Raw genomic sequence first — 13,428 nt, 5'->3', positions numbered from 1 at the left:
GTCACAGGATCAAATCACGTAATTCGTCGGGCATCGCGCCAGGTTTTTGAATGGCAGCCAGGTCAGCATCAGCAAGAGCATTCCAGGCGTCCTCGTCCCACAGTTGAAACTTGTTGAGCTGGCCCACCAGCATTACGCGCTTATCCAGCCTGGCGTACTCGCGCAGGCGCGGCGGCACCAGAAAACGCCCACTCCCGTCGAGTTCCAGATCGACAGCATTACCAATCAGAAGCCTTTGCAGACGGCGGTTCTCTTCACGAAACGTCGCCAGATCACGAAGTTTTGCTTCTATCAGCTCCCATTCGGAAAGCGGATAAAGGCAAAGGCATGGATCAACGGCATCAATGGTCACGATAAGTTGGCCGGCGCTACGCGAATCCAACTCGTCACGGTACCGACTCGGCATAGCGAGACGGCCCTTGGCATCGAGATTGATCGCATTGGCACCACGGAACACAGGCGCATTCTCCGAATATTAGCTTTTTGCGCTAAAAAAACCCACTTCGTGCCACTTTCTGCCACTTGCGCACACTATAGGAACGCGCCCACCACACCGTCAAGGCACGGTCTTAAGGAAAACCCTTACATTTCGGAGATTTAGGAGAGGTATCAGGGCTAAAAAGGTAATTTTGCGAAGGAACTGACGGATAAATCCCACACAGCTCAAATCGTTGCGATTCAAAGTTAATGTGATTTATGAGCTGTAAGATTTTTTTGGTATTACGGAGGGGTTTTGCTGCGTGAAACGAAGGGGAAGAAAAAAAGGTGGAGAGTCGATCTGTAAGCCGGGTTCTGTCGAGAACAGTCATTCCTCTACGACGGCCATCACTGGACGCCTTTAGCAACCTACCCGGTTCCAGCGCGGGCCACGCCTAGGAACCCTATTTGGTCTTGCTCCGAGTGGGGTTTACCTTGCCACGAACTGTTACCAGACGTGCGGTGCGCTCTTACCGCACCTTTTCACCCTTACCGGCACCGAAGCGCTTAGGCGGTTATTTTCTGTGGCACTTTCCGTAGGCTCGCGCCTCCCAGGCGTTACCTGGCACTCCGCCCTATGGAGCCCGGACTTTCCTCCCCCCCTTGTTGCGGAACAACAAGAGGCAGCGACTGTCCAATCGACTCTCCGCCGACAAGGTTAGCGGCACACGCCATCAAGAACAAGCTTTAATAGCATTGTGTGGCTCGCTTACCCCCTTCAAAAGCCCCCGTTACTCCTTCTGTTTCTCCAGCGCCACCTGATACAGCAGGTTCTTGCGCACGCCGGTTATTTCGGCTGCCAGCGCTGCGGCGCGCTTGAGCGGCATCTCTGCAAGCAGCAGATCCAGCACCCGACGAGCCTCTTCACCAATGACATCTTCGTCATCCGGCGGCGTCCAGCCAGCCACCAGCACCACGCATTCTCCGCGCTGCTGATTACTGTCCGATTCGACGAATGCACGCAGCTCACCCAAAGGCAGACCCTTGAGGGTTTCGAAAGTTTTGGTTATTTCACGCGCCAGCAAGGCCTGACGGTCAGCACCGAAGACCAGCTCCATATCCTGCAGGCACTCCAGGATGCGGTGCGGCGCTTCATAGTAGATCAGCGTGCGTGGCTCTTCCCTGACACGCTCGAGCCTGGCCTTGCGACCCGCAGCCTTGGCCGGAAGAAAACCTTCGAAAATGAATCGATCCGACGGCAGCCCGGCCGCAGACAGAGCCGCAATCAAGGCACACGCGCCCGGCACCGGTACAACCTGAACACCTGCGGCACGCGCCTGACGCACCAGGTGATAACCGGGGTCGGAGATCAATGGCGTGCCGGCATCGGAAATCAGCGCAACGTCATCACCGGCCAGCAGACGTGTAATGAAGCGACTACCCTCATCACGTTCGTTATGTTCGTGACAGGCTGCCAATGGAGTCGAGATGCCGAAGTGCTGCATCAGCCGTGCGGAATGGCGCGTGTCTTCAGCTGCGATCAGCGCGACCTCACGCAACACCTTCAAGGCTCGCACACTCATGTCGTCCAGATTGCCGATGGGAGTCGCCACTACATAAAGCGAACCCGGAGTGGAATTCGAAACAACCGGAACAGTCAAAACGCAAACCTCGCAGGTTATAACAGGTGCTTGGAAAAACTGCATTGTACAGGCTGCGGCGCGGCGGAACGGTTCGCGCGTCAGGATGCCGACAAAAAAGGAATGAAAACATGTTCAGACCCGAGCAAGAAACGCGGCGCACCTCTCCAATTGAACGATTTGGCCGCCAGATGACCTTAACGCGACTGATATCACGGCTTTAAATACCTTCGACATCGCACCCCGGCCAGCGCTTGGGTACAATCCCCCGTTAATTCGCTCGAGTTTCAGGAACATACCAATGATCGCTTGTCTGCGGCTGCTCTCTGCCCTCTGCCTCGCTGCCCTCCTTGCAGCCTGTGCCAGCTCGCCCTCGTCCAGCCTTGGCGAGCTGCCTCGAACCCCTGATGCCAGCATCGAGCAACTGCTCGAGCAGGCCGCCAGCGCCAAAACCCCCGAGCAGGCCGCAACGCTGCGCTTGAGTGCGGCCGATCTGGCCAGCCGCCAGAATGACGCAGGACGCGCCGCGCAAATCCTCGGACAGGTGCAAATCGATCAACTCAAGCCCGGCTTGCAGGTTTTCGCCAGCACACTGTCCGCCGAACTGGCGATGGGCCGTAATCAACCCAAGGCAGCGCTGACCGCCCTGAATCATCCAAGCATGCAGCGCCTGGGCGAGCTGTCGGTCGAGCAGCAGATTCGCACGCACATGGTCAAGGCACGCGCTCTTGAAGCCGATGGCCAGGCGCTCGCAGCCGCCAATGAACGTGTTTATGCCGGCCCGTTGCTGCAAGGCGCAGACGCCAGCGCCAACAATGACGCGATCTGGACACTGGTCTCTGCCCTGCCCGCCGAGCAACTGCAGAGCACAGCGACCGACGATATGGGCGGCTGGCTGAACCTGGCTCGCTCGATCAAGGGCGCAGGCACGCTTGAGCAGCAACAGGCTGCCATCGACAGCTGGAAAGCGCAGAATCCGAAACACCCTGCTGCACTGCAACTGCCAACCGCTCTCGCGCAGCTGCGTGCACTGACCAGCGAGCCGATTACCAAAATTGCCCTGCTGCTGCCGCAGGATGGCCAATTGGCCGCAGTCGCCAAGGCGCTGCGCGAAGGCTTCATGGCCGCGCACTTCCAGGCTCAGCAAGCAGGTGAGAATCCTCCGGCCATTCAGGTCTTCGACAGCTCGCGAATCACCTCGATGGACGAGTTCTACCGTCAGGCTCAGGCCGCTGGTGTGCAACTGGTCGTCGGTCCGCTGGAAAAGAATCTCGTCAAACAACTGAACAGCCGTCAGCAGTTGCCTATCACCACTCTGGCGCTGAACTACAGCGATACCAGCAATGAAGGCCCGGCGCAGCTGTATCAGTTCGGCCTGGCCGCAGAAGACGAAGCCCGCGAGGTTGCTCGTCGTGCCTGGGCGGACGGCAAGCGCAGCGCCGTGGCGATGGTTCCGAAAGGTGAGTGGGGCGACCGCGTGCTGGATGCCTTCCGCAAGAGCTGGCAAGCCAAGGGCGGTACGCTGATCGCTGCAGAGCACGTTGATCAGCCGGTAGAACTGGCACAGCAGGTCGCCGACCTGTTCCAGCTGCGCAATAGCGAAGGCCGCGCTCAGCGCCTGCAAAGCACGGCCGGCACTCAGATCGCAGCTCAGCCGAGCCGTCGCCAGGACATCGACTTCATGTTCCTCGCCGCGACGCCACAACAAGCGCAACAGATCAAACCCACCATGGTCTTCCAGTACGCCGGTGACGTTCCGGTCTATGCCACTTCGCACTTGTTCACCAACAGCAACGATCACGCCCAATACATGGACCTGAATGGCGTGCGCTTCTGCGAAACGCCATGGCTGCTGAACGCCGAAGACCCGCTGCGCCAGCAGGTCACCGCACAATGGCCACAGGCTGCAGGCAGCCTGGGTCGTCTGTATGCGATGGGTATCGACGCGTATCGCCTGGCGCCGCGCCTCGCTCAACTCAAGGCGATGCCTGACAGCCGCATTGACGGGCTGTCCGGTAGCCTCAGCCTGAACCCTGGCCGCCGCGTCGAACGCCAGCTGCCATGGGCCGAGTTCGTCGACGGCAAGATCCAGCGCCTGCCGGACACCGCTCCTTGATGCAACGCAGCACCCGCCAGCAAGCAGGGCGCGAGGCCGAAGCCTTCGCCCTGCAGTTTTTGCAGCAGCAGGGCCTGCGCCTGATTGAACAAAACTGGTTATGCAAACGCGGCGAGCTTGATCTAGTCATGCTTGACGGCGATACAGTAGTATTCGTCGAAGTTCGCTACCGGCGCCATTCAGGATGGGGCGGCGCCACGGAAAGCGTGGATTTTCGCAAGCAGGAGAAACTCGTCACAGCCGCACAGCTTTTTCTGCAGCACGCAACGGCCTGGGCCAATCACCCCTGCCGTTTCGACGTGATCGCCATTGAAGGCGAGCCCGGCAAGGCCGCACCACTGAACTGGATCAAGAGCGCTTTTGACAGCTGACCTGGCGCAGTGAAGCAGCAATCCGACTTGAGTCATGACCTGCAACACACTACTAACCGTCACCGATTTCGCTATTTGTTTTGCCGGCTGCACACCTTGTGTGCCGGATAGCTCCCGGGAGAACCCGGCGCATCCGTCCCGCCGCCGTACGCTCTAATTAAGGTCACATTGATGGACATGCAATCCCGAATTCGCCGGCTGTTCCAGGCCAGCATCGAAACCAAGCAACAGGCGATGGAAGTCCTTGCACCCTTTATCGAGCAAGCCAGTCAGGTCATGGTCAATGCCCTGCTCAACGAGGGCAAGATGCTCGCATGCGGCAATGGCGGTTCAGCGGGCGATGCACAGCACTTCTCCTCGGAACTGCTCAACCGCTTCGAGCGCGAGCGGCCGAGCCTGCCAGCGATTGCACTGACCACCGACAGCTCGACGATCACCTCGATCGCCAACGATTACAGCTACAACGAAATCTTCTCCAAACAGATTCGCGCGCTGGGTCAGCCAGGCGATGTGTTGCTGGCCATTTCCACCAGCGGCAACTCGGCGAATATTATTCAAGCCATCCAGGCCGCACATGATCGCGAAATGATTGTCGTAGCATTGACGGGACGCGACGGTGGCGGTATGGCCTCGCTGCTATTGCCCGAGGATGTGGAGATCCGCGTACCCGCCAATGTCACGGCACGCATACAAGAAGTCCATCTGCTGGCGATCCATTGCCTTTGCGATTTGATCGACAGCCAACTGTTCGGGAGTGAAGAATGACCCCTAATCGTCTCAGCCTACTGGTTCTGACACTGTGCCTCAGCATCACCGGATGCAGTTCGGTGATCACGGCCACTCGCGAAAAACCGATCGAAGACGATCGCGGCACGCGCACCTTCGGCAGCAAGATCGACGATTCACTGATCGAGACCAAGGCAGCCGTCAACATCTCCAAGGCCAACCCTGACCTCGCAGAGGGCTCGCACATCGTCGTGACCAGCTTCAACGGCATCGTGCTGCTGGCTGGCCAGACACCGCGTGCCGACCTCAAGGCAATGGCCGAACAGGCCGCCAGCGCTGTTCAGCGCGTCAAGAAGGTCAACAACGAACTGCAGGTGATGGCACCCTCCTCGCTGCTGGCGCGCAACAATGACGCCTGGCTGACCACCAAGATCAAAAGCCAGATGATCGCTGACGCATCCATTCCCGGCTCGCGCATCAAGGTGGTGACCGAGAACGGCATCGTCTTCCTGCTGGGCCTGGTAACCCAGGACGAAGCCAATCGCGCCACCAACCTGGTACAGGGCGTCTCCGGCGTGCAGAAGATCGTCAAACTCTTCGAGTACATCGACTGACGGGTAACCGACAGGCATGAAAAAGGCGATCCGAAGATCGCCTTTTTTATTGCCGGTTTTTACTTCACGACCTTCAGACTCGGCCTGCCACTCGGACGAGGCGGTTCGCTGTCTGGCGGAGGCGTATCGTCTTCGATCTCGATCTCGATTTCTTCGCCCTCTTCCATGGAAGGCTCCAGATCGAAAACCATTCCCTGACCGTTCTCGCGGGCATAAATACCCAGGATGGCAGCGACAGGCACATAAAGCGTGTGCGGCACACCGCCGAAGCGGCCTTCGAAGCTCACCGCTTCGTTATCCATATGCAGATGACGCACGGCACTCGGCGAAACATTCAGGACAATCTGTCCGTCATTGGCAAACCCTTGCGGGACCTGCACCGACGGGTAATCCGCATTGACCAGCACATGCGGGGTGCAATCGTTATCGACGATCCACTCGTAAAGAGCACGAACAAGATAAGGGCGACTGGAGTTCATTAACGGCTCCTTAAGCCTTAGCGCATTTCACGTTCGGCAGCAGACAGACTCGCCTGAAAAGCCTCACGCGCAAATTGGCGCTCCATGTAATCAAGCAGCGGCTTGGCAGGCCGCGGCAATTCAATACCCAAAATTGGCAAACGCCAGAGTATGGGGAGTAGACAGCAGTCAACAAGACTTAGCTCGTCGCTCATGAAAAAAGCTTTTTCCGCGAACAACGGAGAAACCCCGGCCAGACTCTCGCGGAGCTCCTTGCGCGCCTGAACACGAGCAGGCTCTTTGCTGCGCGTATCCAGAATCAGGTCGACAAGGCCACACCAGTCTCTCTGGATACGATGGATCAGCAAACGACTGTTGGCACGGGCAACCGGATAGACAGGCAGCAGAGGCGGATGTGGATAGCGCTCATCCAGATACTCCATCACCACGGTCGACTCGTACAACGCCAGGTCACGATCGACGAGGGTCGGCACGCTGCCGTATGGATTTACTTCAATCAGCTGCGGCGGATGACGACCTGCCGCCACTTCAATGATTTCGGCGCTGACACCCTTCTCGGCGAGCACAATGCGTACGCGATGAGAATAGTGGTCGGCGGGGTCGGAGTAGCAGGCCAACCGGTTGGTCACGCCCATGGCGATCCTCCTCGCTTGTTAAAATTTATCGGACAGACGAACGAACGCGCTTCAAGGGCGCATCCGATAATGAACACAACATGACAGGCGTTCGTCGCGGGCCACAAGATAGCTCATTTACGCGATGTAAATTCCGTAATCTTCGTCGACAGGCGGATAAATTTCACAATATCGACGTAAAACGAGCAACGCAAAAACATCATGACCGTAAAAATCACGCCCATAAAAAAACGCCCAGCCCCGCGAGGGGATGGACGTTCTTTCTTTGAACGAAGAGCGTATTAACGCTTCGAGTACTGCGGACGCTTACGCGCTTTACGCAGACCGACTTTCTTACGTTCAACTTCACGAGCATCGCGAGTCACGAAGCCTGCTTTACGCAGAGCACCGCGCAGTGTCTCGTCGTACTGCATCAGAGCGCGAGTGATACCGTGGCGGATTGCGCCAGCCTGACCACTTACGCCGCCACCGATAACGGTGACGTAGATGTCGAACTTTTCAACGGTCTCGGTCAGTTCCAGCGGCTGACGAACTACCATGCGGGCAGTTTCGCGGCCGAAGAAATTGTCCAGGGAGCGGTTGTTGATCGAGATGTTACCAGTACCCGGACGCAGGAAAACGCGAGCGGTTGCGGTCTTGCGACGGCCAGTGCCGTAATTTTGAGTCGCCGACATAATGAACTATTCCGTTAAAACTTCAGTTCTTGGGGCTGCTGAGCAGTATGAGGGTGTACAGCGCCCGCATAGACTTTCAGCTTACGATACATGTCGCGACCCAGCGGGTTCTTAGGCAGCATGCCTTTGACCGCGGTCTCGATCACGCGCTCAGGAGCTTTGGCGATCAGCTTTTCGAAGTTGATCGACTTGATCCCGCCCGGAAAACCGGAGTGTGAGTAGTAGATCTTGTCGGTGGTCTTGGCACCAGTAACGCGGATCTGCTCGGCATTGATCACGACGATGTAGTCGCCGGTATCAACGTGCGGAGTGTATTCCGGTTTGTGCTTGCCACGCAGACGGCTCGCGATTTCGGTGGCCAGACGACCCAGGGTCTGACCAGCAGCGTCGACGACGAACCAGTCGCGCTTAACTGTTTCCGGTTTAGCAGTAAAAGTTTTCATTCTTTATAGCCTCAGGGGCCGCCCTGAAAATTAGACGGCGGATCTTACTGAATAGTGCGTACTTTGACAAGTCAAAGGCAGCCGGAAACAGACGCTATCGGGGGCTCGGGTCAGCGCGTCCGTTATACGGCAAGATTCTTCGGCAGACGGCGCATCACTTCCACTGCAAAGAGCTGGCGGATTATACAGACTGTAAAAATAACCTCAACCGGATTTTTTGTTCACATTCTGTTTATTGCCTGCGAGGCGTGGATTGGCGGATATTGACCCTCTTAGCACAAAGCCATCATGGGTGCCCTGCCAAGGGGCTCCACGTAACGAGACTGGACAGTTTTGGCAAAAAATAAGACGATCCAGCCGTAGCTTGACCATTTACCCATATAAGAATAACGATTATGCCGATCCGACACGCCACTCCTCTGCGCCGCGTAAGTATTCTGACCACGGACAAGATGTTTGCCTCCACTGTCATGCAGGCCAAGGACTTCTTCCACCTGGCGAGCCTGCGCTACAGCAAGCAACTGGGCCACGGCCTGGTGCCCGCCTTCGAAACGCGCCTGGTCAGCCCCGACGGGCTGCCTGTCAGCAGCTTCAGCGATGTCACCCTGCCGGTCGACGGCGCGCTGTGCCAGAGCGACATTATCGTCATCCCGGCCTTCTGGGACGATTTTGAAACCCTCTGTCAGCGCTATCCACAGATCCTGCCGTGGTTGCGCGAACAGCACGCCAACGGCGCCGTACTCTGCGCCGAAGCCACCGGCGTCTACTGGCTTGCCGAAGCCGGTTTGCTGGACGGCAAGGAAGCGACGACCTACTGGCGTTTTTTCAGCGCATTTGCCGAGCGCTATCCTAAGGTCCTGCTCAATCAGGAGAAGCACCTCACCGACGCCGACAACGTGTATTGCGCGGGCGGCACGACCTCAGCCTGCGATCTGTATATTTATCTGATCGAGCGCTTCTGCGGCGCCAATGTCGCCCAGGCCGTGGCCCGCGACATCCTCTATGAAGTGCGTCGCACCTACTCGCCCGGGCGAATCGGTTTTGGCGGTCAGAAGCTTCATCAGGACGTGGTCATCCTGCAGATTCAGCACTGGCTGGAAGAGCACTTTGCCGACAAGTTCCGCTTTGAAGACGTGGCCCGCGAGCATGGCATGAGCATTCGCAATTTCATGCGCCGCTTTCAGACCGCCACGGGCGACAAGCCACTGCATTACCTGCAACGACTGCGGATCGAAACGGCGAAGGGATTGCTCTCTGGGACGCGCAAGAGCATCAAGACCATCAGCTATGAGGTGGGCTACGACGACGCCAGCTTTTTTGCCCGACTGTTCCGCCAGCACACCGAGCTGTCACCCAATCAGTACCGGCAACAGTTCGAAGGCCATAAAGAGCGGCTTTGAGGTGCAAGGCGCAGCGTGATCGAGCTTCAGGCCTGTCGCCTGAAGCTCGCCGCAACTGCTAAGGCTTGTGCGCCCGCGAGAGGAATTCGTGGGATTGCATTTCCAGCAGGCGGCTGAGGGTACGCTGGAACTCGAACATCAACCGGCCGCCGGTGTACAGGTCCTTCAATTCAACCTCGGCCGAGATGATCAGCTTGACGTTGCGATCGTAGAACTCGTCGACCATGTTGATAAAGCGCCGGGCGATGTCGTCAGTAGCAACGTCCATCTGCTCGACGCCGCTGATCAGCACGGCATGGAAGATCTTGCCCAGCTCGATGTAATCGTTCTGACTGCGCGGGCCGTCGCACAACTCGCGGAAGTCGAACCAGGCCACATCATCACAGGTGCGCAGCGCGCGGATCTCGCGGTTTTCGATCATCAACACATCGTTTTCGATGGTTTCTGCGCAATCCGGCGTCAGGGCCTTGAAGCTTTTACGCAGGCTTTCCTGTGCAACTTCGTTAAGCGGAAAGTGGAACAGTTCGGCCTGCTCCAGGTGGCGCAGACGGTAATCGACGCCACTGTCGACGTTGACGATGTCGGTGTTCTGCTTGATCAGCGCGATGGCCGGCAGGAAACGCGCCCGCTGCAGGCCGTCCTTGTACAGGCCGTCCGGGACGATGTTGGACGTAGCCACCAGCGTCACGCCGTTCTTGAACAGCTCTTCCATCAGCGTGCCGAGGATCATGGCATCGGTGATATCGGAGACGAAAAACTCGTCGAAGCAGATGACCCGCGCCTCGTCGGAAAACCGCCTGGCGATGATCGTCAGCGGGTTTTTCTCGCCCTTGAGGGTCTTCATCTCTTCGTGCACGCGCTTCATGAAGCGGTGGAAGTGCGTACGGACCTTGTCCTGGAACGGCAGTGCGTCGAAGAACGTATCGACCAGATACGTCTTGCCGCGGCCTACGCCACCCCAGAAGTACAGCCCCTTGACCAGCGTCTGCTCTTTCTTGCCGAACAGTTTGCCGAACAGGCCAGGCTTGCTGTCGTGAGCGGCGATCAGATCGTCGTACAGGCGCTGCAGATGACGCACAGCGTTTTCCTGCGCGGCATCGTGAAAGAAGTCCGGGCGTTTCAGATCAGCTTGATATCGTTCTAGGGGCGTCATAATTCGTTAGCAAGGCAACAAAAACGGGTCGTCACTGTAGCGACGACCCCGGGGATTGGCAATCAGTCCTGTTGAGGAGCGAGCGCCAGCTTGAGAGTTTCGATGGCACTGTCGCGCGCGGCAGCGTCGGCGAATACCGGACTGTCCGCCACACAGGCGCCGTCCAGCCACAGCGTGAAGCGATCGTCTTCGCTGCGCAGGTCCAGTTCGCCGCCCTGCTGCAACTGCTTGCTGACCACGCCTGCAGCCTTGCCATCGGCAAAGTTGCGCGACAACAGCAACTGCTCGCCATCGGCTGCCAGCAGGCGGAAACGGAAGCTGCCGTCGTCTTCACGGAAGCTGACGAAACGAGCGCCCTTGCTGGCCTTTTTCTTGCCGGTGTCGGCGTTCTGCACCACGGTACGGAACGACCGCAGGCCCACCGCCTCGCGCAATTGCTCGAGAAACGGAGTGGCGACGCGACGGGCTTTCTGCGCGCCAGCGAGCAGGATGTCTTCGAGATCGGCAGGACGCTCGATCAGCCCCAGATACTTTTCACGGGGTTCGCTCAGTTGTGCATCCAGCAACGTGAACAGACGATTCTTGGCTTCGCCCCAGCCCAGGCCCTGCAACAGGTCAGAGCGGAATTCAGCGCACTGCTCGGCCGTCGAGAACGCCTGGTACAGAGTAAACAGGTGGGAGGTGTCCGGGTCTTTCGCTTCGCCCGGCGCACGCGAGTCGGTGACGATGCGCGATATCGCGCTTTTCATGTCCTTGGCACCGCTGAACAACGGGATGGTGTTGTCGTAGCTCTTGGACATCTTGCGACCGTCCAGGCCTGGCAGCGTGGCTACGCTCTCTTCGATCAATGCCTCGGGCATGACGAAGAACTCCTTGCCATTGCCGAACAGGTGATTGAAACGCTGGCCTATATCACGGGCCATTTCAACGTGCTGAATCTGATCACGCCCTACCGGAACCTGATGCGCATTGAACATCAGGATGTCGGCAGCCATCAGCACCGGGTAGCTGTACAGCCCCATGGTGATGCCTGCATCCGGGTCTTCGCCACTTTCCACGTTCTTGTCCACCGACGCCTTGTAGGCGTGGGCGCGATTGAGCAGGCCCTTGGCCGCGACGCAGGTGAGCAGCCAGGTCAGTTCCGGGATTTCGGGAATGTCCGACTGGCGATAGAAGGTCACACGATCAACGTCCAGCCCCGCTGCCAGCCAGGTCGCGGCGATTTCCAGACGCGAGCGCTGAATGCGCAGCGGGTCATCGCATTTGATCAGCGCGTGGTAGTCGGCCAGAAAGTAGAACGAGTCGAAATCGCTCTGACGGCTGGCGACAATGGCCGGGCGAATGGCGCCCGCGTAGTTGCCCAGATGGGGAGTGCCGGTGGTCGTGATACCGGTCAGGATACGAGTGGTCATGGCAGGTCGCTTATCAATAGGATGCAATACGGCTGCAATCAGCTGGAAAGTCGCGGCAGGAGCAGATCTTTCAGATCAGTCAGCTTGCCGTGAAAAAAGTGTCCGCATTCTGCCACTTTCAGCAGCTCATGGGGACGTTGCAACGCGGCGGACCATGCATAGACGGTCTCGGGCTCGATCACTTCGTCGTTCTCGGGCTGAATGATCGTCAGCGGGCAAGCCTGGGGCAGCACGCTCTGATCCTCGAGCCGCGAAGCCGCAGCAGCAACCAGAAACACGTGCGTGAGCTTTTCACCCTGCGCTTCCAGCCTGCCACCCAGGTTTGCAGCAACGTAGCCGCCAAAGGAAAATCCGAACAGGGTCATCGGCAGATCCGGATGTTGCGCCCGCAGCCATCGGGCGGCTGCCTGGGCATCATCAATCTCGCCCGGCCCGGCAACCGACGTACCGGCACTGGCGCCGACGCCGCGATAATTGAAGCGCAATGTGATCAAACCCTGATCGCGTGCGGTGCGCTGCAACGTCGAAACGACTTTATTGAGCATCGTTCCGCCCTGTATCGGGTTAGGATGGCAGATCAGTGCAACACCTCGGGCGTCGGGGACGTCCTGATACAGCGCTTCGAGCTGGCCCTCAGGGCCATCGATAAATAATGGGGTTTCACGCATGAGCAAAACAGAACTCCGTGACCTCGAAATGGGTCGACTCGTCTAGCTGATTGTCTGCGGCATGCATATCAACGATACGTCGCGGGTATACAGCGCAGGTTCGAGCCGTTAACGTAAAGCAAAGCCGTTTATAGAGGAAGGACTCGTGGAACACTCGCTCTTAGTCTGGTTGTTGCCGACGCTCGCCCTGGTGGCCGGTGTCGTCATTGGTTTTCTGGTGGCACGCCTGTTGCCCAACACCGTTCCGAACAGCACCCAGCGCCAGCTGGATGACATTCAGGAGCGTTTCGACACCTATCAGAACGAGGTAGTCACGCACTTCAACAGCACGGCCAATCTGGTACAAAAGCTTTCACAGAGCTATCAGGATGTTCAGGAACACCTTGCCGAGGGCGCCAACCGCCTGGCTCTCGACGAGCTGACCCGCCAACGCCTGCTGGCCGCCCTGCACCCTGAGGCCAATCATGCGCACCGCGATCATCGCGACCGCCTGACCCCGCCACGCGACACTGAAACGCCCAAGGATTACGCCCCCAAGTCGCCCAACACCCCGGGCATGCTGGACGAGCATTACGGCTTGAAGAAGTAAGCTTTCACAGCCACACAAAAAGCCCGCCGCAGAGATTGTCTGCGGCGGGCTTTTTTGTGGGATCGAAACTGCAATCCCCTGCAGATGTAAG

Annotated in this window: 15 protein-coding genes and 1 other RNA gene; 6 read left to right on the top strand and 10 right to left on the bottom strand. The window is 58.2% G+C overall.

The features are described from left to right. Position 1: 1 nt before the first annotated feature. The 3 genes from mraZ to rsmI all read right to left on the bottom strand — a co-directional run bounded on the left by mraZ (position 2) and on the right by rsmI (position 2,078). Positions 2-457: a division/cell wall cluster transcriptional repressor MraZ gene (gene mraZ / locus BT119_RS17315; protein WP_002555055.1), complete on the bottom strand. Its 456-nt coding sequence runs from the start codon at positions 455-457 to the stop codon at positions 2-4. Positions 458-765: 308 nt separating this feature from the next. Continuing rightward, positions 766-1,123: RNase P RNA component class A (rnpB, locus tag BT119_RS17310), an RNA gene on the bottom strand. 85 nt (positions 1,124-1,208) lie between these two features. Continuing rightward, a complete protein-coding gene (rsmI, locus tag BT119_RS17305) occupies positions 1,209-2,078 on the bottom strand; it encodes a 16S rRNA (cytidine(1402)-2'-O)-methyltransferase (RefSeq protein ID WP_003431476.1) in 870 nt (289 codons plus the stop codon). A gap of 280 nt (positions 2,079-2,358) precedes the next feature. Here rsmI and BT119_RS17300 point away from each other — a divergent pair, with 280 nt between their 5' ends. From BT119_RS17300 to BT119_RS17285, 4 genes are all read left to right on the top strand, one after another. Further along, positions 2,359-4,173 carry a penicillin-binding protein activator gene (locus BT119_RS17300; RefSeq protein ID WP_024662621.1) on the top strand — a complete coding sequence of 605 codons (1,815 nt, stop codon included), beginning with the start codon at positions 2,359-2,361 and terminating at the stop codon, positions 4,171-4,173. After that, complete coding sequence (locus BT119_RS17295; RefSeq protein ID WP_170846025.1) at positions 4,170-4,544, top strand: YraN family protein; 375 nt, start codon at positions 4,170-4,172, stop codon at positions 4,542-4,544. The genes BT119_RS17300 and BT119_RS17295 overlap by 4 nt, the downstream gene beginning before the upstream one ends. Positions 4,545-4,715: 171 nt before the next feature. Further along, positions 4,716-5,309, top strand: coding sequence for a phosphoheptose isomerase (locus tag BT119_RS17290; protein WP_003418801.1), 594 nt, complete (start codon positions 4,716-4,718; stop codon positions 5,307-5,309). Beyond that, positions 5,306-5,884, top strand: coding sequence for a BON domain-containing protein (locus BT119_RS17285; protein WP_003364054.1), 579 nt, complete (start codon positions 5,306-5,308; stop codon positions 5,882-5,884). The genes BT119_RS17290 and BT119_RS17285 overlap by 4 nt, the downstream gene beginning before the upstream one ends. A gap of 59 nt (positions 5,885-5,943) precedes the next feature. On the opposite strand, the gene BT119_RS17280 is transcribed toward BT119_RS17285, so the two are convergent. The 4 genes from BT119_RS17280 to rplM form a co-directional block, all read right to left on the bottom strand. Next, entirely contained in the window at positions 5,944-6,363 is a 420-nt protein-coding gene (locus BT119_RS17280; protein WP_003313571.1) for a ClpXP protease specificity-enhancing factor, read from the bottom strand. A gap of 17 nt (positions 6,364-6,380) precedes the next feature. Further along, complete coding sequence (locus BT119_RS17275; protein ID WP_003431480.1) at positions 6,381-6,998, bottom strand: glutathione S-transferase N-terminal domain-containing protein; 618 nt, start codon at positions 6,996-6,998, stop codon at positions 6,381-6,383. Positions 6,999-7,279: 281 nt separating this feature from the next. Next, positions 7,280-7,672, bottom strand: a complete 393-nt coding sequence (gene rpsI, locus BT119_RS17270) for a 30S ribosomal protein S9 (protein ID WP_002555064.1) — start codon at positions 7,670-7,672, stop codon at positions 7,280-7,282. A gap of 14 nt (positions 7,673-7,686) precedes the next feature. Continuing rightward, on the bottom strand, positions 7,687-8,115 hold the full coding sequence (gene rplM, locus BT119_RS17265; RefSeq protein ID WP_002555065.1) for a 50S ribosomal protein L13: 429 nt from the start codon (positions 8,113-8,115) through the stop codon (positions 7,687-7,689). 494 nt (positions 8,116-8,609) lie between these two features. Here rplM and BT119_RS17260 point away from each other — a divergent pair, with 494 nt between their 5' ends. Beyond that, positions 8,610-9,515 carry a GlxA family transcriptional regulator gene (locus BT119_RS17260; RefSeq protein WP_161429478.1) on the top strand — a complete coding sequence of 302 codons (906 nt, stop codon included), beginning with the start codon at positions 8,610-8,612 and terminating at the stop codon, positions 9,513-9,515. A gap of 58 nt (positions 9,516-9,573) precedes the next feature. Here the strand turns inward: BT119_RS17260 and zapE are convergent, their stop codons facing one another. The 3 genes from zapE to BT119_RS17245 all read right to left on the bottom strand — a co-directional run bounded on the left by zapE (position 9,574) and on the right by BT119_RS17245 (position 12,748). Continuing rightward, positions 9,574-10,668, bottom strand: a complete 1,095-nt coding sequence (gene zapE, locus BT119_RS17255; RefSeq protein ID WP_003340671.1) for a cell division protein ZapE — start codon at positions 10,666-10,668, stop codon at positions 9,574-9,576. A 62-nt stretch (positions 10,669-10,730) separates the two neighbouring features. Continuing rightward, positions 10,731-12,080 (bottom strand): tryptophan--tRNA ligase, encoded by a 1,350-nt coding sequence (locus BT119_RS17250; RefSeq protein ID WP_054082044.1) that lies wholly within the window; start codon positions 12,078-12,080, stop codon positions 10,731-10,733. A 38-nt stretch (positions 12,081-12,118) separates the two neighbouring features. Beyond that, on the bottom strand, positions 12,119-12,748 hold the full coding sequence (locus BT119_RS17245) for an alpha/beta hydrolase (protein WP_003364064.1): 630 nt from the start codon (positions 12,746-12,748) through the stop codon (positions 12,119-12,121). Positions 12,749-12,893: 145 nt separating this feature from the next. On the opposite strand from BT119_RS17245, the gene BT119_RS17240 reads away from it, so the two are divergent. Continuing rightward, complete coding sequence (locus BT119_RS17240; protein WP_003364066.1) at positions 12,894-13,337, top strand: Z-ring associated ZapG family protein; 444 nt, start codon at positions 12,894-12,896, stop codon at positions 13,335-13,337. The last annotated feature ends 91 nt before the right edge of the window (positions 13,338-13,428 follow it).

The sequence above is a fragment of the Pseudomonas sp. NFACC10-1 genome, assembly GCF_900119195.1.
Classification (GTDB): domain Bacteria; phylum Pseudomonadota; class Gammaproteobacteria; order Pseudomonadales; family Pseudomonadaceae; genus Aquipseudomonas; species Aquipseudomonas cerasi.
Note: the sequence above shows the minus strand (reverse complement) of the source record. Positions and strands in the feature narration are given on the sequence as shown.

Coding starts and splice junctions, on each gene's coding strand:
- BT119_RS17300 (WP_024662621.1), top strand. CDS start 2,359: ATGATCGCTTGTCTGCGGCTGCTCTCTGCCCTCTGCCTCGCTGCCCTC.
- BT119_RS17290 (WP_003418801.1), top strand. CDS start 4,716: ATGGACATGCAATCCCGAATTCGCCGGCTGTTCCAGGCCAGCATCGAA.
- BT119_RS17285 (WP_003364054.1), top strand. CDS start 5,306: ATGACCCCTAATCGTCTCAGCCTACTGGTTCTGACACTGTGCCTCAGC.
- BT119_RS17280 (WP_003313571.1), bottom strand. CDS start 6,363: ATGAACTCCAGTCGCCCTTATCTTGTTCGTGCTCTTTACGAGTGGATC.
- BT119_RS17275 (WP_003431480.1), bottom strand. CDS start 6,998: ATGGGCGTGACCAACCGGTTGGCCTGCTACTCCGACCCCGCCGACCAC.
- rpsI (WP_002555064.1), bottom strand. CDS start 7,672: ATGTCGGCGACTCAAAATTACGGCACTGGCCGTCGCAAGACCGCAACC.
- rplM (WP_002555065.1), bottom strand. CDS start 8,115: ATGAAAACTTTTACTGCTAAACCGGAAACAGTTAAGCGCGACTGGTTC.
- zapE (WP_003340671.1), bottom strand. CDS start 10,668: ATGACGCCCCTAGAACGATATCAAGCTGATCTGAAACGCCCGGACTTC.
- BT119_RS17250 (WP_054082044.1), bottom strand. CDS start 12,080: ATGACCACTCGTATCCTGACCGGTATCACGACCACCGGCACTCCCCAT.
- BT119_RS17245 (WP_003364064.1), bottom strand. CDS start 12,748: ATGCGTGAAACCCCATTATTTATCGATGGCCCTGAGGGCCAGCTCGAA.